The organism is Aliiglaciecola sp. M165 (assembly GCF_007197995.1).
Taxonomy (GTDB): Bacteria; Pseudomonadota; Gammaproteobacteria; order Enterobacterales; family Alteromonadaceae; genus Aliiglaciecola.
In genome coordinates, this window is record NZ_VKKH01000009.1 from 162,275 (window position 1) to 184,405 (window position 22,131).

Below are 22,131 nucleotides of genomic sequence, written 5' to 3' on the forward strand. Positions count from 1 at the left end.
ATTTTCTTGTGCCCGACATGAAGCTATTCGCTGGTAATGCAGTACCAGAACTCGCCCAAAAGGTCGCCGACCGACTTTATACCAAACTTGGCCACGCTAGCGTAGGTCGCTTCAGTGACGGAGAGATAAGCGTCGAAATTCATGAAAACGTCCGTGGTTCGGACGTTTTTATTATCCAGTCAACTTGCGCACCAACCAATGACAATTTAATGGAATTGATCGTTATGATCGATGCGTTAAGACGCGCATCTGCTGGTCGTATTACCGCTGTTATTCCCTATTTCGGTTACGCTCGCCAGGATCGTCGAGTGCGTTCTGCTCGTGTCCCGATCACCGCGAAAGTTGTAGCAGACTTTTTGTCTAACGTGGGCGTTGATCGGGTGTTGACTATTGATTTGCACGCTGAACAGATCCAGGGATTTTTTGATGTGCCCGTCGACAACGCTTTTGGCACACCAATATTGTTAGACGACATGCGTCGTCGTGACTTTAACAACCCTGTTGTTGTGTCCCCAGATATTGGCGGTGTAGTGCGCGCACGGGCCATGGCTAAGCTGCTCAATGACACTGATCTTGCAATCATCGATAAACGTCGCCCGAAAGCCAATGTTGCTCAAGTGATGCATATCATTGGTGACGTAGCGGGACGAGACTGTATTATCGTCGATGACATGATTGATACTGGTGGCACGCTAGGCAAAGCTGCAGAAGCGCTTAAAGCACACGGCGCTAAAAATGTTTATGCCTATGCTACCCATGCTATATTTTCTGGTAATGCAGTCGAGAACATCAAAAACTCTGTCATCGATGAAATTATCGTTACAGACAGCATTCCACTTGCTCCCGAGATCAAGGCGCTCAGCACTGTTAAACAGCTAACACTTTCGAATATGTTGGCTGAAGCCATACGCCGGGTGAGTAACGAAGAATCAATTTCAGCGATGTTTGAATACTAGTATTCAGTGCGCTGAATAGCCCAAGAAGCCCTCATGAATTGAGGGTTTTTTTATGCCTGGCGAAATGTGACCTGTTGAAATCGCGCGTTTGGTGTCAAGACCGTCATCGATAAAATACTGTTGGTATTAATTTCCGTTATTTTGTCAGGTAGACCTTGTTCCGCGATATAAAGAATTTCTTCTTTTTGAGGGTTTGTTCCAACATTCGTTGCGATACCTGAGATCTCCCTACCTTGCTCCAATTGAAGTTTGAGCTGGTATCGAAACAGACAGGCAATCTCAAGGTAGTCGTATAAATCACAAGATGGAATAGATTTCATAGTAAGCCTCCTTGAAGCAAAGAACGGATGAGCATCACATACTTTACCAAAAATTGACAAATGTCAGCCTTAAATTACCCATTCTGGCATCGCATGTTGGTTGATTTCATGCTTGAATAGACACAACGATTTAATTAGGCAGACATAATTCAATGAAATTGATTTTAGCGACATTAATATCTATCGCAGTAATGGGCTGCTCAGGAACTAACACGGCTCCTGCCCAGGATGCAGCGAAGAGTCAAAAACAGCCTATCACTGAAAATAAAAACAATGAGGAACAAAAAATGATCACCGTGACTGGCACAATTCGCTTTAAAACCATAGAAGGCGGATTTTTTGCTTTGGATGGTCACAATGGCGAAAAATATATGCCACACGGTATGGACAAGTCTCTGCTTAAAGACGGTATGGTCGTTGAAGTCAAAGGCATCATCATGAAAGACATGATGACATTCCAGCAATACGGAGAAGTACTCAAAGTAACAGATTCAAAAATGGTCGACGACAGTAACGTTAAACCTTCGGCGAACGAATATTAGGAAAAGTGCGGCACTGGCTGGTGTGACTAGCGGAATAAAAGAACTTCATTCGTATTATATCGAGAGCCGGGGTTGATCCACCGGCACTTCGCCTAAGCATTGTACTCCCATGCCCGGATACGTCATACTCCCATGCCCGGATACGTCATACCCGCATGCTTTTAGCGGGTATCCCTTTATAAAACAGCCTTAGGTAAAAAGCCCCGGCATTACCAGGGACTCTTTTAGCTAAACTGCTATGATGCGTTCTTGTATTTCTCTTTTGATTGCAACAACTTAATCAATTTTTGTTGTAATTCAGGGTTGTCTTTTATTTTTTGCTCTAAATCTTCAATTTGCTGTTTTCTCAGTTTTTTCATTTCAGAATAAGATTTTGTCGTCAAACCAATTCTGTTCATCCAAGTTCCAGATGACAACGCGCCCGTTCTTCTGGAACCCGACTCAATGGAAACTTGCACATTATCGTATTTGATGCGAGAAACAAACGCGGACTCACATTTGCGCTGTTTAATACGCGTAAATCCATGACGGTTTTTAGTTTTGCATTTGACTTTTAAATCTTCGTTTTCAGTTATCTGATTATATAAGTCAAAGAAGTCGTCTTCGGCCAGGTTCATTAACTGCCGATAAAAGGCTTTGCCGTCACCGGTTACCGTAATGGATTCAATGGTTTCAGAGTCTTCAGTAGTAGTTGGAGAACTATTTAGAGAAAAAGCATTTGTCGCAACGATAATGCAACTTGTTGCCAAAAAGGCTTTTACATATTTGTTGAATGTCATAACAGAGCTCACTGTGCTTTTTAGTAAACGGGTAATTTGCTACCACTGCTGCAACGTCAAACAAACAAATTTTCATTCACTGTTAATTTAATTTCTTGTAATCAACTGATATTCAAGAAGTAATATTCACTCGGAGATTGCTTACGTTCTTTATTACAATCCTTCGAAACTCTTTTGTACAAGACTCTTTACATAAAGTACAGCATTTTTCGTAGTTTATAATTTGTCCAATGATGTAATTGAGTTGAGCTGCAATTGAAAGCGAGTCAATCAAGTAATTAAACCGATATAACATTGAAGATTACACGCTTTTTATGAGAATTGTCTTTTAAAGGTTTTTCTCCACGGCTTGACCACTTATCTTGTATATTTTCCCATTTTTCATCACAAAATCAACGTGTTGTAATAGGTTTATATATCTGAGCACATCACCTTTGACAGCAATAATATCGGCCACCTTCCCTTTTGAAACCGTGCCAGAATCTTTGTTAACGCCCATCATGACTGCTGGCCAGTATGTCGCAGCACGTATGGTATCCATGGCAGAAATATTCATTTCCTCCACCCAAATAGCCATTTCGTTCCACGTGCTTTGGCAGTGAAACTTGGTCGGAATGCCACTATCGGTGCCAACCAGGAATACAACCCCTGTTTCTTTCAGTTGCGCGATTTTGTTTTTGAGAGTTGACTTTCGCAAGGGAGTCAACTGCATGTAGTCCAACTGACCGACATTCTTTAGTGAACCTTTAATATCGGCGATCGTGTCGTCTTTTAGACCCCGATGCCAGCAGGTATTATCCAGTCGCTCAGGGTTAGCGACGGTCAGTTGATAATTCCACAAGCCCTCCACAGTGGGAGTCCAAAACAGCGGACCGCCGGCCACTCGACCTGTAGCAGTGCGTTCTTTTAAAAGCTCGATGACATCATCAGGGTAAGCGGGCGCTGTGGTTAACCCCGTATGTTCAAAGTTGTCGACACCAATTTCCAAGCCGCGACGGATTTCGTCAGGACGATGAGAATGCGCCACCACTTTCATGCCTCTTTTATGAGCCTCATCAACGATTGCCTGAGCTTCTTCCAGAGTCATTTTGTCTTGATCAATAAGCTTAACGATATCCATGCCCGCATCGGCTAGTTTATTCACTTTACGTTTAGCATCTCTTACGCCATCTATCCCCCATCGAAACTTCTCGGTGCCAGGGTAAGCTTTATGCTGAATAAAAGGGCCTGATACATATAAATGTGGACCAGGTATTTCACCGGATTCAATACGGGATTTAACGCTGACAGTAGCATCTAGGGGAGCACCTAAATCTCGTGCAGAGGTGACGCCCGCGAGTAACAGCTGCGCCGCACTGGCAGGCATGATTTCATCAGCTAAACGATCAACGTAAGCAACATCCCAATGGACGTAATCAGCATGACCATTTAGCATGAGATGCGCGTGGTTTTCCCATAGTCCAGGCAATACATCCATACCCTCGGTAGATACCACCTCAAATCCCTCAGGTACAGCAAGTGTCTCGACAGTGCCCACTTGCACAACACGTCCATCTTTGACCAGAACCACACTGTTAGAGATAGGCTGATGACCAAAGCCATCAATTAGTCTGCCGCCTACCAACGCTGTTTGCTGAGCTGACACATGCGTAATAAACATCAGGGGGAATAATGTATAAAAAAGAGCCTTTGCAAGCATAAGGTGTGTCCTTATTTTATTGTTGGATGAATTTACCCTAGCGTATATCCAGGCTTTTTACAGAAAATTGTTGAAAAGCCGCTTAGGATGCGACTTTACGCTTGTTTGCTAAACGAGCAAGTGTTAGACTTCGCCGCCCGTTTTTGATGGGTGCAGGTGTAGGTAAATTATTACCTTTCACTGTGCAATATCGTAGGCTCTGGTCGCAAGGGTCTACACAGTCTAATTTTTTGGAGTATTAACATGTCTGATGCAATTTTTAATTTGGATGCAGAAGTCCGTACTGACCTGGGGAAAGGTGCGAGCCGCCGCCTACGTCGTGAAGACAAAGTTCCTGCGATCCTATACGGTGCTGATAAAGAGCCAGTTTCTCTTACCCTAGCACACAACAAAGTCATTCAAGCTCAAGAGTTTGAAGCGTTCTACAGCCACGTATTAACCTTAAACATTGGCGGCGAGACCGTTGAAGCCTTGGTTAAAGATATGCAACGTCACCCTTTCAAGCCTAAAGTGACGCACATCGATTTCCTACGTGTAGACAAGAACAAAGAAGTTACGACTAACGTACCTCTTCACTTTATCAATGAAGACAAAGCTGATTCAATCAAGATCCACGGTGGTCATGCTGAACACCACATGGCTGACATTGTTGTTAGTTGTTTACCTGGTGCACTTCCAGAGTACATCGAAGTTGATTTGATGAACGTTGAACTTGGTCAAACTGTTCACTTGTCTGACCTTGCAATGCCTAAAGGCGTAGTATCAGTTGAGCTTGCAAAAGGCGAGTCACATGACTTGGCTGTTGTTACTGTTAAGACGGCGAAAGGCCCAAGTGCTGATGAAGCCGAAGCAGAAGCGGAAGCTGGTGATTCAGAAGAAGCAACTGAGGAATAAGTTGTTTGCCTGATATTCAACTTATTGTGGGCCTGGGTAATCCAGGCCCCGAATATCAAAATACCCGTCATAATGCTGGCTCGTGGTTTGTCGAAGCCCTAGCGAAAACGCATCAAGTTCCGCTCAAATTAGACAATAAATTCTTTGGTTTTACTGGCCGTCTAACATTAGCGGGTCAGGACATACGTTTGCTTATCCCAACAACTTACATGAATCGCAGTGGCCAAGCCGTGGCTGCAATGTGTAATTTTTATCGTATTGAACCACAGAATATATTGGTAGCTTTTGATGAGCTAGATCTGCCACCTGGCGTCGCAAAATTCAAAGTTGGTGGAAGTTCTAGCCAAAACGGTATTCGCGATATTGTGTCTAAACTGGGTAATTATAAAGACTTTCTTCGACTTCGTATCGGCATAGGTCACCCCGGTGACAAGTCCAGAGTGACGGGTCATGTTTTGGGCAAAGCACCTCAAAACGAGCAACAACAAATGGAAGCAGCCATTGACGAAGCACTGCGGTGCACTGAAATACTGCTAAAAAACGATTTGAAAATGGCCATGAACCGGCTACATAGTTTCAAAGCAGAATAATGACTAAGCTGACTCGTCGGCAAAGAATAAGATTTTTGAGGAATAACAAATGGGCTTTAAATGTGGGATCGTGGGTTTACCCAATGTAGGCAAATCAACACTATTCAATGCACTAACCAAAGCTGGAATAGAAGCTGCAAACTTTCCATTTTGTACCATTGAGCCAAATACTGGCGTTGTTCCAGTGCCTGACGAGAGACTCGACGCGCTCGCGAAAATTGTTAATCCGCAACGGGTTATTCCAACAACAATGGAATTTGTTGATATTGCAGGATTGGTTGCCGGCGCATCAAAAGGTGAAGGTCTGGGTAACAAATTTCTAGCCAACATTCGCGAAACAGATGCGATTGGCCATGTGGTTCGCTGTTTCGAAAACGACAACATCGTGCACGTAGCTGGTAAGGTCGACCCTAAAGAAGACATCGACGTGATCAATACTGAATTAGCGCTGGCTGATTTAGAGACCGTTGAAAAAGCGTTGATTCGTGTCGGTAAAAAAGCCAAGGGTGGCGACGCAGAAGCAAAATTCGAATTAAAAGTATTGGAAAAAATTAAACCCGCTTTGGATGAAGGCACCTTACTACGCGCAGTAAAACTAGAAAAAGAAGAGTTAGCTGCTATCAGCTATATGAATATGCTGACTCTGAAGCCCACTATGTATGTAGCCAACGTCAATGATGACGGTTTTGAAAACAATTCGTATCTTGATCAAGTTAAGGCGATCGCTGCACAGGAAAATGCCGTGGTTGTGGCAGTGTGTGCAGAAATCGAATCAGAAATCGCCGAGCTTGAAGACGAAGAAAAAGCTGAATTTATGGCTGATATGGGCTTGGAAGAACCTGGTTTAAATCGCGTTATTCGCGCCGGCTATAGCCTGTTAACGTTGCAGACCTATTTTACCGCGGGTGAAAAAGAAGTCAGAGCCTGGACTTACCCTGAAGGTTCAACAGCGCCACAGGCTGCTGGAAAAATCCATACGGATTTTGAAAAAGGTTTCATTCGTGCCGAAATCGTTGGCTTTGATCACTTTGTTGAATTCAACGGAGAGCAAGGTGCAAAAGACGCCGGGAAATGGCGTCTTGAAGGCAAAGAATACATTGTTAAAGATGGTGATGTAATCCACTTTCGTTTTAACGTCTAAGTTATCGCTAATGTGTTTGAATAAAGCCGCTTTTCAAGCGGCTTTATAATTGGCGCGTCCAGCTCATATCTATATGAGGAATACCACCATCTAAATAGGTATCACCATGGGCAACAAATCCAAGTTTTTGATAGTACCGCAGCACTGCAGTTTGTGCAGATAAGGTTATTTGCTTAAATTCCGTCTGATCAATGACTTTTTGCATGGCAACTTTCATTAAAAAACTGGCCGCCCCTTTTGACCGGTGAGCAACATCTACCACTACTCGTTCAATTTTTGCCAAATCTTTTTCGACAATCAGTCGCAAGCGCAAGTAGCCAATAAGCTGTTCTTTGTCAAAGATACAAAGGTGCCAGGCTTCTTGATCCAACCCATCAATATCTTCATAGATACTTTGCTGCTCAATTACAAAAACCGATTCACGGAGACGTAAAATCGAATATAACAACTCAGGGGACAACTCTTCGAAACGATAAATTTTGTGTTCCATTTTCTCTATCACTCCATAAAGGCATAACTCAACTAGTCAGTTGATGACAGGCTTGTTAGCATAGATCAATTCACCCTTAAGGCAACAGTGTCGAATATCTTAAGGCTCAATTTTAATAAAAACAAAAGGAATACTGATGGAGTTTGGTACAGTCATTTCCCTATCCATATATTTTATCGTCATGCTAGGCATAGGTTTATATGCGTACAGAAAGTCTACGTCTGACATGCAAGAGTATATGCTCGGAGGAAGAACGCTCAGCCCAAAAGTCACAGCACTTTCAGCAGGGGCTTCGGACATGAGTGGTTGGATGCTCATGGGCGTCCCTGGCGCCATGTATGTATCAGGACTTTCCAGCATTTGGATTGCAATTGGACTGACTATTGGTGCTTATTTAAATTATATCTTGGTCGCGCCGCGTTTGCGGGTATATACCGAACGGGCAAACAACGCGATCACATTACCTGATTTCTTTGAGAATCGCTTTGAGGACAAAACGCGGTTATTAAGAGTCATTTCATCTATCGTTATTGTCGTATTTTTTACATTGTACACCTCCAGCGGCGTTGTAGCAGGTGGCAAATTATTTGAATCATCGTTTGGTTTGAGTTATGAAACAGGGCTGTATGTGACAGCTGGTGTGGTGGTGGCCTATACCCTGTTTGGTGGATTTCTGGCTGTTAGCATGACCGACTTTGTGCAGGGTTGTATCATGTTTGTGTCATTGGTACTGGTGCCTGTTGTTGTATTGGTCGACATGGGAGGCATTGCAGAAGTTACCCATCAAATTTCATCAGTCAGCCCAAATATGACCAGTCTTTGGATTGACGCAGCCAGCGGAAATGCGCTCAGCACCATCGGCATTATTTCTCTCATGGCATGGGGTTTAGGTTATTTTGGACAACCACATATCATTGTGCGATTCATGGCCATCCGTCACGTGCGCGAAATGAAAACGGCGCGTCGAATTGGCATGAGCTGGATGATAGTGTCACTAGCTGGCGCAGTCGCAACCGGTCTGTTGGGCTTAGCCTACGTGACCAAAAACGCAGCGCAAGTTGATGATCCCGAGACCATTTTTATCTTTCTATCACAAGTATTGTTTCATCCGCTAGTAGGTGGTTTTTTACTTGCCGCCATTCTTGCCGCCATAATGAGCACCATTTCATCTCAATTGTTGGTGACGTCCAGTTCATTGACGGGGGATTTTTATCATGCCTTTTTGCGCAGACAAGCAAATCAAAAAGAATTGGTTATGGTAGGTAGATTGTCCGTTGCGGTGGTAGCGGTGGTAGCCATTTATTTAGCTTACGACAGAAACAGCACAGTGCTCTCATTAGTGAGCAATGCATGGGCTGGCTTTGGTGCCGCGTTCGGCCCCTTGGTGATCCTCAGCTTGTTTTGGAAACGTATGACCTTTTCAGGGGCACTGGCAGGTATGATATCTGGTGCGGTGACAGTTTTAGTATGGATATTTGCTGATATAACTTTAGATGGCCAGCCATTGAGCCAAATCATTTATGAGATCGTGCCGGGATTTATTGTAAGTACACTCTGTATAATTGTTGTTAGTTTGTTAACTAAAGAACCGACCAATTCAATACATGAAGTGCATGAAGCGGTTGAAAAGGAACTGTTCGAGGCGAAATAAACTGCTTAATTTGTTCGAAGAGTCTTTTGCTTTAGTGAGCAAACTATTAACAATTTGTTCACTAATGCTTTTTTTAAACCTTTTTGATTGTAAGTATAGAAAATTAGCATACAAAGTCGCCGATAAAACATGTTAAAGTTCTAAGCATATAATACTTTTGTCTAACGTTTGATTATTCTGGGACGCAAAAAATGACCACCAAAATACCCTCCGTGACTCACCTAAAACAGCTTGAGGCTGAGAGCATACATATCTTTAGGGAAGTCGCTGCCGAATTCGACAACCCGGTAATGCTTTACTCCGTAGGCAAAGACTCATCTGTTTTGCTTCATTTGGCAAGAAAAGCCTTTGCACCTGGGCGTATCCCTTTTCCATTGTTACATGTAGATACAACCTGGAAATTTAAAGAAATGATACAGTTTAGGGATAGAGTTGCAAAAGAGTATGATTTGGATTTGCTCGTTCATATCAATAAAGAAGGTGTTGATATGGGCGTCGGGCCATTCACACATGGTAGTGCCAAACATACCGATATCATGAAAACCATGGCGCTAAAACAAGCTCTAAACCATTACAAATTTGACGCGGCCTTTGGCGGCGCTCGCAGAGACGAAGAAAAATCTCGGGCCAAAGAGCGTGTGTATTCTTTCCGCGATGAAAATCACCGCTGGGATCCTAAAAACCAACGTCCTGAACTTTGGAATATTTATAATTCGCAAATTAACAAAGGCGAAAGCATCCGTGTCTTCCCCATGTCCAACTGGACAGAATTAGATATTTGGCAATATATCTATTTGGAAAATATCGATATCCCTTCTTTGTATTTGGCCAAACCTCGCCCTGTTGTGAAAAGAGATGGTACGTACTTTATGGTTGATGATGACCGTATGCCGCTTGAAGAGGGTGAAACACCTGAAATGCGTTCTGTTCGATTCAGAACACTGGGCTGCTATCCACTTACTGGTGCGGTTGAATCGGAAGCGGATACGCTTCCAGAAGTTATCCAGGAAATGCTACTCACCAAAACATCTGAGCGACAAGGCCGTGTAATCGATCATGATTCTTCTGGCTCAATGGAGAAGAAAAAAATGGAAGGATATTTCTAATGGCGACCAATATTGTTTGGCATCAGCATGATGTAGATAAAAAAAGACGCGCTCAAGCAAAAAATCAAAAACCAGCAGTCATCTGGTTAACAGGGTTGAGCGGATCGGGAAAATCGACCATTGCGAATTTACTTGAGAAAAAACTCGCAGAAGCAGGCAAGCACACCTATTTGTTGGACGGAGACAATGTTCGACACGGACTTTGCGGTGACCTGGGGTTTAGCAATTCTGACCGCGTCGAAAACATTCGACGTATTAGTGAAGTGGCAAAACTCTTTGTTGACGCTGGCACAATCGTTTTGACTGCCTTTATCTCACCGTTTAAAACCGACAGAGACTTCTGTCGCAGCTTGCTTGGCGACAATGAGTTCATTGAAGTGTTTGTTGATACGCCGCTGGAAGAGTGTGAAAAACGCGATCCCAAAGGCCTTTATCAGAAAGCTAGGCAAGGTGATATTAAAGATTTCACTGGCATCGATTCTTCGTACGAAGCACCTGAATCGGCCGAAATTACTTTAACCTTTAATGGACAAACACCAGAACAGTCGGCAGAAGAGTTGTTTGCCATGCTGCAAGAAAAAGGATATTTGGATAAATGATGGAGCATAAATTAGCTGAGCAAATTACTGATATCGCTCATCAAGCTGGCAAGGCGATAATGGTAATTTATGAAAAAGATTTTGCCATTTATGAAAAGTCAGACGAAAGTCCGCTCACTGAAGCGGATCTTGCCGCCCACAACATCATTGTCGAAGGGTTACAGGCTGTATCAGATTTACCGATTTTATCGGAAGAATCCGCCAATATCGACTGGTCAACTCGACAGAGTTGGAAAGAATATTGGTTAGTTGACCCCCTCGATGGAACAAAAGAATTCATCAAGAAGAATGGTGAATTTACCGTTAACATTGCTTTGATTAAAAATGGAGTCCCTGTCCTTGGTGTAGTGTATGCGCCGGTTTTAAACACAACCTATGTGGGTGTAGAAGGTTTAGGTGCATACAAGACAACCGATCAAGGCAGCGAAAAGATAACACCAATCGCCCATCAAGCGGGTGACACCTGGAAAGTGGTAGGTAGTCGATCTCATCAAAGCCCAGCTATTCAAGCGTTACTCGACAAGCTTGATGGCGAAACAGAACTTGTTGCCATGGGTAGCTCATTGAAACTGTGTCTCGTTGCAGAGGGACAGGCGCATTTGTACCCAAGACTTGGTCCAACCTCAGAGTGGGATACCGGCGCTGCACAAGCAGTCGTTGAAGCGGCAGGGGGCAAAGTGACTATCGTCGATGAAGACGATGTACTTAATGTTGATGCATCTGCACTTCGATACAACCAAAAAGAATCTGTTTTAAACCCTTATTTTCTAGTGAGTTGCTAAATCATGAATAGCGAAAACGAATTACTTCAACAAGACATTTTGTCTTACCTTGACCAGCATGAGAAAAAAGACTTGCTGCGTTTTTTAACCTGTGGAAGCGTGGATGATGGTAAGAGTACGCTTATTGGCCGTTTACTTCATGATTCTAAAATGATTTATGAAGACCAACTTGCAGCGATCACCAAAGACAGTAAAAAAGTCGGAACAACTGGTGAAAAAGTTGACCTGGCATTGTTAGTAGATGGATTACAATCAGAGCGTGAGCAAGGTATCACCATCGATGTGGCCTATCGCTACTTCTCTACCGACAAACGTAAATTTATTATCGCTGACACGCCAGGACACGAGCAATACACTCGAAACATGGTAACCGGCGCTTCGACTTGCCAATTAGCGATTATTCTTGTGGATGCCAGAGGCGGTGTGAAAACACAAACTCGCCGACATTCTTTCCTTGTCTCTTTATTGGGCATAAAACATGTCATCGTGGCGATCAACAAAATGGATTTGAAGGATTACAGCGAAACCGTTTATGAGAACATCAAAAAAGATTACCTTGAATTCTCCAAACAACTAGATATCCCTGATATTCGCTTTGTTCCTATCTCTGCACTGGAAGGTGATAACGTCGTTAACCGCAGCGAAAAAATGCAGTGGTACAACGGTGATACACTAATGAATACTTTGGAGAACATTGAAATTGGCAAAGACGTTAACGCGGCCGATTTTCGTTTCCCTGTGCAATATGTAAACCGACCAAATCTAAATTTCCGTGGATTTGCAGGTACTGTAGTATCCGGGGCTATCGCTGTTGGAGACAAAGTCACTACGCTACCCTCGGGAAAAGAATCAACGGTCAAGTCCTTGGTTAATTTTGAAGGTGATGTTGATGCTACCTATGCACCACTGGCAACAACTATAACCTTAGAAGACGAAATTGATATCTCACGCGGAGACATGATCGTCAAATCAGACAACCTGCCATTACATGGGAATCATTTCAAAACTCATTTGGTGTGGATGTCTGAAGATGCAATGATCCCCAACAAACAATATGGATTTAAGTTTGCTACCAAGTTTGTGCCTGGCTCGATTTCAAGTGTTGACCATTTAATCGATGTGAATACCCTGGAAAGAAAAGAAGCCGTTCACTTAGGTCTTAACGAGATTGCTGTGGGCAATATCAAACTCACACAAGAAGTGGCTTGTGATCCCTACAAGACCAACCGCTCTACCGGCGCTTTTATCATTATCGATAGAGTCACGAATAGTACAGTGGGTGCGGGCATGGTGATTGAAAAGAATAAAGATGCAAATAACACTGCACAATTTTCTGAATTTGAATTAGAGTTTAATGCTTTAGTCAGAAAGCACTTTCCACATTGGAATGCTGCTGATTTGTCAAAACTGTAACCTGAATCAGAAATTGAATAAGACTTAGTGGAATTATCCCAACTCATTGTTATTGCGATTTTTATTGCTACCATAGCGGCGCTTATCTTCACCGATAAGCGTCCTTCTACTATTTTTGCTGGTGCGGTATTGGGTTTGATCGCAACTGGGCAATCAACATTGCTAGACGTTGCTCACAATCTCACCAATCAGGGGTTACTGACCCTAATATTGCTTTTGCTGGTAAGTAGCGCGGTAGATAAAACTTCGTTTATAAAGCGTTTGGGCCGTAAGCTTATTGCACCAAGTTTTAGAACGAGTTTTTGGCGTTTATTTGGACTCACCTATGTTTCTTCTGCGTTACTAAACAATACAGCAATCGTAGCCAGCCTGATTGGGCCGATCAGTCAAAATCAGCGGCACCCTGCTTCCAAATTACTTATTCCTTTATCCTACTCGGCAATTTTAGGCGGTACTGTCACCTTAATCGGCACCTCGACTAACTTGATCGTCGACAGTTTTTTAATTGAACAGGGCCACCCGGGATTCAAGTTTTGGGACTTCACCCTTTATGGCCTTGTGGCCGGGCTTAGTTGTGGATTTTTGATGTTTTTATTGACGCCTTGGTTACCGAACATTGAAACCAAAAAAGGACGTTTTCAGTCGTATTTTATCGAGGCGGAAGTTGAAGAAGAATCAGAGTTGGTTGGCAAGACGGTAGAAGAAAATCATTTACGAAATTTGCCTGAGTTGTTTCTGGTTGAAATTATCCGCGATGGTAAGCTGATAAGCCCAGTCACACCTGACATTTCAATCCTGGCACATGACAAATTGATCTTCTCTGGCAACATACAAAAAGTGGACAATCTAGGCCATATCAAAGGCTTAAAGCTGTTTGCAGAGACAAACGGCTTGCTGCGTGAAAACCTCACGGAGGTGATCATCTCCAATCGTGCTCAGATCATTGGGCAAACGATAAAAGCACTTGGCTTTCGCGCTCTATTCGATGCGGCGGTAGTAGCTATTCGTCGAGATGGCGAACAGCTCTCGGGTAAATTGGGCGAGATCAAACTACAAGCCGGTGACTTTTTACTGCTTGCAACCGGTCAGGATTTCGAAAAACGTCACAATCTGTCTAAAAACTTTTTTGTGTTATCTGAACAACGGATTTCAACAAAACTGTCCAAACAACAAGAATTAGTGACTTTAGGCGGTTTTTTGTTGACTGTGATTTTAGCCGCGACTTCAGTTTTGAGCCTCGCAACGGGTTTAATCTTTTTTATGGCAACTCTGGTGCTATTTGGTGTGACAAGTAACTCCGAAGTGAAGCGTAATATTCCTTTGAATCTGGTGATAGTCATTGTTGGAGCACTAAGTCTGGCAGGTGCCTTGCAAAGTTCAGGGGTGATTGATGCAATGACGCTCAGCATCAAACCCTGGTTGACCGATGGTAGTCCATTTATTGCATTAATCGCTGTCTATTTGTTGACGCTTATTTTGACGGAATTGGTAACCAACAATGCTGCAGCAGCTCTTATGTTCCCCTTTGCCTATGGCCTATCACAAATACTCGAGACGGAATTGATGCCTTTTGCGCTCGCCGTGGCATTCGCTGCAAGCGCAAGTTTTTTGTCACCTTATGGCTATCAAACAAACTTACTGGTATACAATGCCGCCAATTATCAATTTAAGCACTTTGTTAAATTTGGTCTACTCATTTCAATTACCTACTCGACCATTGTGTTGTTATTGCTAAAATACAACTATGGGTTTTGAGCCATAATCTCCAAAAGAAACGCTAAAACATAGGCCGCTGATCAGCGGCCTTTTAGTTTATTGCTTTCCTTCAAAGTACGCTTTATAAACTTACCAAAGGTTTTGTCTTTTGCCCGCTTCTGGGCAAGTGAAGCAGAGTTAAACTGCTCTTCCTTAACAAGCTTTTGGTAGTTTGCTAGACGTCTATGCTCAAGTTGATCTTTTTTCACTGAAGCTTGCACCGCGCAACCGGGTTCATTTGTGTGCTGGCAATCGGAAAACCGACATTGCTGCGCAAGGCTTTCGATATCAGCAAAGGTTGACGCGATCCCTTGCTGACAGTCAGCAATTTGTAATTCTCGCATACCTGGTGTGTCGAGGATCAATCCGCCTTGGGGTACCAACAACAATGAACGACTCGTGGTAGTGTGACGACCTTTATCATCATCTTCCCGGATCCCCCCTGTATTTTGTCGACGTTGACCCAGCAATGTATTCGTCAATGTGGACTTCCCTACGCCTGAAGATCCTAGCATCACAATTGTTTTGCCCGCGCAGAGCCAGTTTGACAAAAGCTTAACGCACTCTGACTCATGAGCATTAACAGTTACAACAGACAAGTGGGTGTCCAGCTGTTGTACGTGCATTTTCCATGTTTCAGAGGAATCAACTAGGTCACTTTTGGTAAGCACAATTACAGGTTCTGTGTCTGCTGAATGCACAAGTGAAAGATAACGCTCAATTCGATTGAGATTAAACTCTTCGTTCATAGAACATACGATAAACGCGGTATCAACATTGGCAGCGATAAATTGCCAATCAACACCTGTGCCTGCTGACTTGCGTTTGAAACAGGTTTTTCTATCTAACAATCGAAGAAATTGATGATCCTGATCGAGTAAAATCCAATCTCCAACCACGAGCGTTGGCATTGAATGTGACAACTCGAAATTAATCTCAGCTGACGCTGTCATTAGATTTACAATGGATTTGTGCTGCGCTGATACACGAGCAGGAATGGCGTCGCTCCATTCTTCGAGGGAGAGTTGTTGTTGGAAAAAAGGATCCCAACCAAAACTAGTTAAAGCTTGAAAATTTGTCATAGCTAACCCTTAACATATAGGTAATGAAAATGATAAGGGGGCTTTTGCCCCGGTTCACACCGGGCGGAATGTATGAGTGTTAAACTAACTCAATTGCCCGGTCAGGTTTGCGACAATCATCAGTATGCTCCTAACCGTTATTTAAAATCATGAGTAGTATAGCAAAGATTGAACTACTAACCATCAACACGATAAGTTAATCCTTCCCAAGGATAGATATTAGCGGCACAAGGTCGTATGCTACGACATTGGCATTCCAAGGAGAGCTCAATGCTACACCTAAAGATTTTCACAATGTTACTCATGGTCTCAATTCTATCTTCATGCGCCACCTTAACACCCAACTTTGAACAGCCAGATTTACAAGTGACAAGTTTAACCCTGCTTCCTTTAAATGGACTCGAACAGCGGTTTCGCCTGGGTTTTCGGGTTGTGAATCCCAATAATATCGAACTACCGATTGATGGAATGAGCTTTACGCTTAATCTACGGGATCTAAAAGTCGCAACAGGCGTAAGTGACAAAGCCTTTATTTTAAAGCCGCTTGGAGAAAGCACCTTTGAGGTTACGGTCAGCGCCAGCCTGCTTAATACTGGTCGAGTATTGTTAGATATTATTAACGCAAAACCCAAAGAACTCGCCTATGAAATCGATGCCAAAATTTTTACCAACAAAGGCCTTTTCGGAAGTATTCCAGTATCGCGCAGCGGCATCATTCCATTTAAAGTTAGCGGTAATCAATTGTAGAGATTAGTCATCTCCCCTGTCTCCAGGGGAGTGATGTAATACAACCCAGAACGGCGAATAAGTAACAAAAGCTATACTATCTAAATAAAACTTTTTCGCGGTTAAACCAATGCACACAAAACCCTAATAGCGCTAAGGCGATAATGGCGGTCGAGCCAAAAATAGCAAACAGTTGGAAATAATCCATGGTGCCTTTCACTAGCTCTTTGATAGCTAATGCAACATTGGTCAATGGCACCCATGCCCAACCTCCTTTGAGTTCTACACCGGGAAGAATCGAAAAGATAATGGGCACAAAAATTAGCATCATTAAGGAACCCATGTAGCTTTGAGCTTCTTTAAAACTCTTGGCATAAATCGACAAACTAAGCAGTACTGATGCAAAAATTCCTACCACTGGAATCAACATTAAGAACATCAGTACAAAATCTAAGATACCGATAGATGACATGATATCGATGACAAATTGAATCGCCATTCCTTGACTTAACACTATACTCCATATTGCCATACTCGATACGGTTATCAGCGCGGAGGTCAAGCCTGCCAGAGCGATAGTTAAAAATTTTCCTAACACCAGCTTGTAGCGCTCAGTTGGCGATATAAGTAAGGTTTCCAGGGTTCCTCGCTCTTTTTCGCCAGCGCCAAGATCGGTAGCGGGAAACATCGCCCCCTGTAAACACAAAATAAAAATGAAGTAAGGAATAATGCCACCAATTTGTGCCCCCCAACTTTCTCGTTGGTCAGCCGTATTGACTTTTTCAAGCACGATGGGATTAAGCAATGCAGTTTGCTGCTCGGGTTGAAGCCCAATGGTATCAAAAGCGGTCTTTTGCTGGGCTTTGACTTGCGCTTTGACAATATCATCAACACGTTGAAACACTAAATTTAGTCCAGCGTCATGCATATGTAGTTTGATGATTGCCTGCCCAGACTGCAATACATTGTCACTATAGTGATCCGGTATTTCCAATATGAAATCAACGTTTTCTGCCCGGATCTGCTCAGCAAAATCCACGTCAGCTGGCAAGGTAATTTCACTAAAACCGTCGGTATTTCTTAATTCAGTGGCAATTTTAGGCGCATAATCAGCACCAACTAAGGCAAATTTCAGGACTTTGTTTTGCGCTTCATCAGCCGCGTTTTTTGCAAAATAAATCGCCATCCCGGCAAATGCGGGCATCACTAAAATCGGCAAGGCAATCATAAAGAATAGGGTTTTTCTATCGCGGACCAATTCCTTAACTTCTTTTAGAAATACTAACCACATTATCGAGCTCCTTGATTGATGGTTGCCAGAAATGCCGTATGCAAATTGCCGTCTTCAGCTTTTGCTTTAAATGCATCTAGAGTGTCGTCGAATTTGCTCACGCCGTTATCGATCACCGCAACGCGGTCACAAAGTTCGCTAACTTCGTCCAAATGATGGGTGGAGAATATGACTGGCGTATTCTCTGCTTTAAGGGAACGGATAAAATCCAACACAGTTTGCGTCGCCATAATATCCAGCCCAGTGGTAGGTTCATCTAAAATCACCACTTCGGGACGATGCACCACCGCTCGAGCAATGGCAGTTTTTTGCTTCATTCCGGTTGAGAAGTTTTCGCAACGTCGATCCAAAAAGGTTTGCATGTCCAGCATTTGCGAGAGTTCCTCTATTCGCTGTGCGATAGCGGTTTTATCCATGCCATGCAATTGACCAAAATATTCGATATTTTCGCGTCCTGTCAACCTACCATAAAGCCCGGTTGAACCCGACAAAAAACCGATTTTTTGCCTAGCAATCAAAGGCGATTTGAGAACATCTACCTCGTTAATTTTTACGCTACCTGCATCGGGTGTAAGCGCAGTAGACAGCATTCTCAGAGTAGTGGTTTTGCCTGCACCATTTGGGCCTAAAAGGCCAATCACCTGACCATCATCGACGCTTAACGATACATCGACGACAGAATGAAAAAAACGCCCTTTTAGTCGAGGATCTTTTTTTTCCTGCTCGCTGAGTTTCTTCGGATTCTCCACCGAGAACTTTTTAGCTAACTGTTTGATTTCTATCATTCCATTTCCAAACCTTTATTGTTTGCAATACATAGTGCCCGAGCACAAAAATTTATTACAACTATTTAAAAAATATTTTTTATGGGATTTTGGCTAGCAACTTTTATTTGGCGTTATCATTGGTTATTGTAGAGCCATAATTTTTCTAATAGTGCATAAAACCTACACTTATGGACGCAATAACTAACCCCTTTCAAGCCTGTATCAAGATTTTCCTTAAGCCCAGTCTAGTCTTTGACACGATCAATCAAAAAGATAATTGGTCATGGATACCTTTCCTTTTCTCAATGGCTTTCGTTTTTATCCCGGTATTTTGGTATTTCAACTTTGTTGATTTTGACTGGTATGTGGATTTTGTGATTAATGCTTCAGCAGGTGACTTGAGTCCAGCGGAACAAGATAATATGCGAGCGTTGATGAACCAGAGTGTGCTGATGTATGGTTCACTGACGTTCATTGTTATCTACCAGTTAGGTATCAATGCGCTGCTGGCGATATATCTCCATTTAGCGACCAAATCCGATGAGAACAACTTAAACGGATTTACCGACTGGTACGGATTCACCTGGTGGGTAACACTTCCTTCGGTAATTAGCTTTATAGCTTCGGTTCTGGTGATTGCTTTTGCTGCGAGCAACCAAATTTCTCTGGCAGCAGTCAATCCTTTGGCATTGTCGTACTGGCTCGGATTAGATGATACTTCTGACTGGTTCGGCATCACCAACATGGTGCGCCCTGACTTCTTTTTGAGTCTATATTTGATCGCCGTTGGCGTAAGCCGCTGGACAAGCTTTGAAAGCAAAAAGGTGTATGCCGTGACCCTAACTCCCTTTGCGATCATATTTACGTTGTGGACGCTACTGCTGATTTTTTAGTGCGAGCAGGACGAAAATAGCTTTGATTTGTATAAAAATTAGCTGATGTGTTGTGCGCCCACCAGCCGGGGATTCCTAAAAGTGGTAAAGGGCTCATTGTCATTGGTCCCAAGAACCCTTGAGCATCAGAAAGTTGTTTGTGCAACGATGTGTCCAGGGTTTGAATTTGCTGGGTAAAAGGAAGGGTAAAAAACGCAGGCTCAACTTCTACCGCCAGCCACTTGCCAGTTAATCCAATAAAAGGTGCCAACATCATCTCGTAGTTGGCATGACCAAATACAAAAGCTTGAACCGAATTACCCCACTCTGCTCGTTGAGTGTGAAGACATTCTTGCCATTTGTGCTCGCGCAAATCTCCCGCCAGGTCGGTATTGGTTAGAGCAAGGATAATGCCGCACTCATCAAAATGGGTGATGTGATTGCGACGCGGGGTTCGTGGTATTAAGCCGTGCGCTGTAATGTCTTCAACATGCCATGTGTTCAATAATGCCTTTGTCTTAGGGTACTGTAACCAGACCAAGCCATTGAACAGGTCATGCCAGGAGTTTGGTCGTGTAGGAATGATCTGTTTTTTATAGATGATCGTCTCATAATAGTCGTGCATTTCTCCCAGTTCTTGTTGACACACAAACCTGTGCTCTAATTGACAACCTGACATTTCCAAAAGCTGATTTAAGCGCGTTGCACTGAGCAAATCTGAGTAGGTTGTCAAGGTTAACCAATCTTCGATTTCCGAAAAAGGTTGGCGTGACATGACATCTAGCCATTGTTGTTGTGGCTCCAGTTCAATGTGCTTAGATTGTAGTTTCATTCAAAGAGTGACGCCCTGAGAGTTAATATTGTTCGATGGCAGTTCGAAACAGCCCAGTGTGGAAACATAATCTCACAATTGGCTAGTGAACAATTGAAAATGAAACACCCATAAAGCCTAGTGCTTTGAAATGGGATTTCCTATACTGTCTGCCACTGTAATAATAAGAGTTAAAATATGCAATTACCTCGTACCCTTTTACCCTTGCTTGCATCTGCAGCACTTCTTACGGCATGCGGACAAACCGCTAATTATACTGCTGACACAGACAACTTTGACTCCGTTTATCAAAACATCAGTCAAGAGGATCTCAAGCTGCACACAAAAGTCCTTGCTTCTGATGAGTTTGAAGGTCGCTCTCCTACTACAGCAGGTGAAACAAAAACGCTGGAGTATCTGGTCAGTAACTTTAAAGCATTAGGGTATGAGCCAGGTAATGGCAACAGCTTTTTACAAGCGGTTGAACTCATGGAAATTACTGCCGACCCGGATATGGTGATGACCATAGGTGAAAACACCTTAAACTATAAAGAGGACATGGTTGCTTCATCAAAAAGAGAAACAACACAGGTCAATTTGTCTGATTCTGAATTAGTATTTGTCGGCTATGGAGTAAACGCACCAGAATACAACTGGAATGATTACGAAGGGTTAGATGTAAAAGGTAAAACTGTGGTCATATTGGTAAACGACCCAGGCTTTGAAAACCCAGACAGTGGTAAATTTCAGGGCAAAACCATGACCTACTACGGTCGTTGGAGCTATAAATATGAAGAGGCTAGCCGACAAGGAGCCGAAGGAGCGATAATCGTTCACGAAACGGCGCCTGCGTCATACGGTTGGTCTGTGGTGGCTAACAGTTGGAGTGGCGCTCAATATAGTTTGGTGAGCAAAAACGGCAATGCAGATCGTGTCGCTGTAGAAGGATGGATAACCCTTGATATGGCGCAAAAAGTATTTTCTGACGCAGGAAAAGACTTTGCCCAAGAAAAAGCCAATGCATTGAAAGGCCCATACAATACAGCCTTGGGCTTAAATGCTTCGGTAACCATCAACAGCACTTTGAAAAAATCGGTAAGCAACAATGTCATCGCTACCTTACCAGGCAGCGAACGAGCCGATGAACACATTATCTACACGGCTCACTGGGATCACCTTGGCACAGATATGAGCAAAGAAGGCGACCACGTATACAATGGTGCTCACGACAATGCGACTGGCACTGCGGCAAGCATTGTTATGGCCAAAGCCTTTGCAGAGCTCGATCAGCGTCCCGCTCGTTCCATTACATTTTTAGTTGTTACTGCAGAAGAGCAAGGATTACTTGGTTCTTTGTATTATGCCGAGCACCCAATCATTCCATTAGATAAAACGGTTGCTAACTTAAACATGGATGCGATGAATGTATTAGGCAAAACCAAAGACGTCGCTGTGGTTGGCATGGGTAAATCTGAACTAGAAACCTATTTGGGCACCGCGGTACAAAAACAGGGGCGTTTCCTGACGCAGGAACCAAGACCGGAAGCCGGTTACTACTATCGTTCAGATCACTTTAGTTTTGCCAAAGTCGGCGTACCCGCATTGTATGCCAAAGGTGGCAGTGAACCCATTGATGAAGAGACCGCGAACTATCGAAAGCGCGCCAATGTGATTGTCACAGGTTGCTATCACCAAGTGTGTGATCAATTCAGAGAAAACTGGGATTTTGGTGGTGTGCAAGAAGACACGCAAATGTTTTTTGATGTTGGATATCAGATTGCCAATTCAAATAATTGGCCCAAATGGAATTCAACTAGCGAATTCCAACGCTAGTCCACAAACTAAAACAACAAGGCCGCTTGTTT

Annotated in this window: 22 protein-coding genes; 14 read left to right on the forward strand and 8 right to left on the reverse strand. The window is 43.2% G+C overall.

All coding sequences use genetic code 11. From position 1 onward, the window contains the following. Positions 1-8 precede the first annotated feature (8 nt). Positions 9-956 carry a ribose-phosphate pyrophosphokinase gene (locus FM019_RS18245; protein ID WP_143837404.1) on the forward strand — a complete coding sequence of 316 codons (948 nt, stop codon included), beginning with the start codon at positions 9-11 and terminating at the stop codon, positions 954-956. 50 nt (positions 957-1,006) lie between these two features. Here the strand turns inward: FM019_RS18245 and FM019_RS18250 are convergent, their stop codons facing one another. After that, positions 1,007-1,276 (reverse strand): Rho-binding antiterminator, encoded by a 270-nt coding sequence (locus tag FM019_RS18250; RefSeq protein ID WP_143837405.1) that lies wholly within the window; start codon positions 1,274-1,276, stop codon positions 1,007-1,009. Between the two features lie 152 nt (positions 1,277-1,428). Between FM019_RS18250 and FM019_RS18255 the strand changes: the two genes are divergently transcribed. Beyond that, positions 1,429-1,818, forward strand: coding sequence for a hypothetical protein (locus tag FM019_RS18255; protein ID WP_143837406.1), 390 nt, complete (start codon positions 1,429-1,431; stop codon positions 1,816-1,818). A 236-nt stretch (positions 1,819-2,054) separates the two neighbouring features. Here the strand turns inward: FM019_RS18255 and FM019_RS18260 are convergent, their stop codons facing one another. Both FM019_RS18260 and FM019_RS18265 read right to left on the reverse strand, forming a co-directional pair. Next, a complete protein-coding gene (locus tag FM019_RS18260; RefSeq protein WP_143837408.1) occupies positions 2,055-2,597 on the reverse strand; it encodes a YidC/Oxa1 family membrane protein insertase in 543 nt (180 codons plus the stop codon). A 328-nt stretch (positions 2,598-2,925) separates the two neighbouring features. After that, a complete protein-coding gene (locus FM019_RS18265; protein WP_143837409.1) occupies positions 2,926-4,296 on the reverse strand; it encodes an amidohydrolase family protein in 1,371 nt (456 codons plus the stop codon). Between the two features lie 243 nt (positions 4,297-4,539). Here FM019_RS18265 and FM019_RS18270 point away from each other — a divergent pair, with 243 nt between their 5' ends. From FM019_RS18270 to ychF, 3 genes are read left to right on the forward strand one after another with little or no spacing between them, the layout of a single operon-like run. Continuing rightward, positions 4,540-5,190 (forward strand): 50S ribosomal protein L25/general stress protein Ctc, encoded by a 651-nt coding sequence (locus tag FM019_RS18270; RefSeq protein WP_143837410.1) that lies wholly within the window; start codon positions 4,540-4,542, stop codon positions 5,188-5,190. Between the two features lie 5 nt (positions 5,191-5,195). Beyond that, positions 5,196-5,780, forward strand: coding sequence for an aminoacyl-tRNA hydrolase (gene pth / locus FM019_RS18275; protein ID WP_143837412.1), 585 nt, complete (start codon positions 5,196-5,198; stop codon positions 5,778-5,780). Between the two features lie 49 nt (positions 5,781-5,829). Further along, positions 5,830-6,921 (forward strand): redox-regulated ATPase YchF, encoded by a 1,092-nt coding sequence (gene ychF, locus FM019_RS18280; RefSeq protein WP_143837413.1) that lies wholly within the window; start codon positions 5,830-5,832, stop codon positions 6,919-6,921. 43 nt (positions 6,922-6,964) lie between these two features. Here ychF and FM019_RS18285 read toward each other — a convergent pair whose 3' ends face one another. Next, positions 6,965-7,411 (reverse strand): GNAT family N-acetyltransferase, encoded by a 447-nt coding sequence (locus tag FM019_RS18285; protein WP_143837414.1) that lies wholly within the window; start codon positions 7,409-7,411, stop codon positions 6,965-6,967. A gap of 136 nt (positions 7,412-7,547) precedes the next feature. On the opposite strand from FM019_RS18285, the gene putP reads away from it, so the two are divergent. From putP to FM019_RS18315, 6 genes are all read left to right on the forward strand, one after another. Further along, positions 7,548-9,062, forward strand: coding sequence for a sodium/proline symporter PutP (putP, locus tag FM019_RS18290; RefSeq protein WP_143837416.1), 1,515 nt, complete (start codon positions 7,548-7,550; stop codon positions 9,060-9,062). 191 nt (positions 9,063-9,253) lie between these two features. Beyond that, the gene (cysD, locus tag FM019_RS18295) at positions 9,254-10,168 is read left to right on the forward strand and encodes a sulfate adenylyltransferase subunit CysD (protein WP_143837417.1); all 915 of its coding nucleotides are present in this window, start codon (positions 9,254-9,256) and stop codon (positions 10,166-10,168) included. Further along, complete coding sequence (gene cysC / locus FM019_RS18300) at positions 10,168-10,767, forward strand: adenylyl-sulfate kinase (protein ID WP_143837419.1); 600 nt, start codon at positions 10,168-10,170, stop codon at positions 10,765-10,767. Before cysD ends, cysC begins: the two co-directional genes overlap by 1 nt. Further along, on the forward strand, positions 10,764-11,549 hold the full coding sequence (gene cysQ, locus FM019_RS18305; protein ID WP_143837420.1) for a 3'(2'),5'-bisphosphate nucleotidase CysQ: 786 nt from the start codon (positions 10,764-10,766) through the stop codon (positions 11,547-11,549). The genes cysC and cysQ overlap by 4 nt, the downstream gene beginning before the upstream one ends. Before the next feature lie 3 nt (positions 11,550-11,552). Next, on the forward strand, positions 11,553-12,962 hold the full coding sequence (cysN, locus tag FM019_RS18310; protein ID WP_143837422.1) for a sulfate adenylyltransferase subunit CysN: 1,410 nt from the start codon (positions 11,553-11,555) through the stop codon (positions 12,960-12,962). A gap of 27 nt (positions 12,963-12,989) precedes the next feature. Then, positions 12,990-14,717 (forward strand): SLC13 family permease, encoded by a 1,728-nt coding sequence (locus FM019_RS18315; protein ID WP_143837423.1) that lies wholly within the window; start codon positions 12,990-12,992, stop codon positions 14,715-14,717. Between the two features lie 41 nt (positions 14,718-14,758). On the opposite strand, the gene rsgA is transcribed toward FM019_RS18315, so the two are convergent. After that, positions 14,759-15,799 carry a ribosome small subunit-dependent GTPase A gene (rsgA, locus tag FM019_RS18320; protein ID WP_143837426.1) on the reverse strand — a complete coding sequence of 347 codons (1,041 nt, stop codon included), beginning with the start codon at positions 15,797-15,799 and terminating at the stop codon, positions 14,759-14,761. 270 nt (positions 15,800-16,069) lie between these two features. Between rsgA and FM019_RS18325 the strand changes: the two genes are divergently transcribed. After that, positions 16,070-16,546: an LEA type 2 family protein gene (locus FM019_RS18325; protein ID WP_143837427.1), complete on the forward strand. Its 477-nt coding sequence runs from the start codon at positions 16,070-16,072 to the stop codon at positions 16,544-16,546. 76 nt (positions 16,547-16,622) lie between these two features. Here the strand turns inward: FM019_RS18325 and FM019_RS18330 are convergent, their stop codons facing one another. After that, complete coding sequence (locus tag FM019_RS18330; RefSeq protein WP_143837428.1) at positions 16,623-17,816, reverse strand: ABC transporter permease; 1,194 nt, start codon at positions 17,814-17,816, stop codon at positions 16,623-16,625. Next, on the reverse strand, positions 17,816-18,601 hold the full coding sequence (locus FM019_RS18335; protein WP_143837430.1) for an ATP-binding cassette domain-containing protein: 786 nt from the start codon (positions 18,599-18,601) through the stop codon (positions 17,816-17,818). Before FM019_RS18335 ends, FM019_RS18330 begins: the two co-directional genes overlap by 1 nt. A gap of 170 nt (positions 18,602-18,771) precedes the next feature. Between FM019_RS18335 and FM019_RS18340 the strand changes: the two genes are divergently transcribed. Beyond that, entirely contained in the window at positions 18,772-19,476 is a 705-nt protein-coding gene (locus FM019_RS18340) for a YIP1 family protein (RefSeq protein ID WP_143837432.1), read from the forward strand. Here FM019_RS18340 and FM019_RS18345 read toward each other — a convergent pair. Further along, entirely contained in the window at positions 19,445-20,287 is an 843-nt protein-coding gene (locus FM019_RS18345) for a DUF3025 domain-containing protein (RefSeq protein WP_143837433.1), read from the reverse strand. The genes FM019_RS18340 and FM019_RS18345 overlap by 32 nt on opposite strands. Positions 20,288-20,464: 177 nt before the next feature. On the opposite strand from FM019_RS18345, the gene FM019_RS18350 reads away from it, so the two are divergent. Continuing rightward, on the forward strand, positions 20,465-22,099 hold the full coding sequence (locus FM019_RS18350; RefSeq protein ID WP_143837435.1) for a M28 family metallopeptidase: 1,635 nt from the start codon (positions 20,465-20,467) through the stop codon (positions 22,097-22,099). Positions 22,100-22,131: the final 32 nt, after the last annotated feature.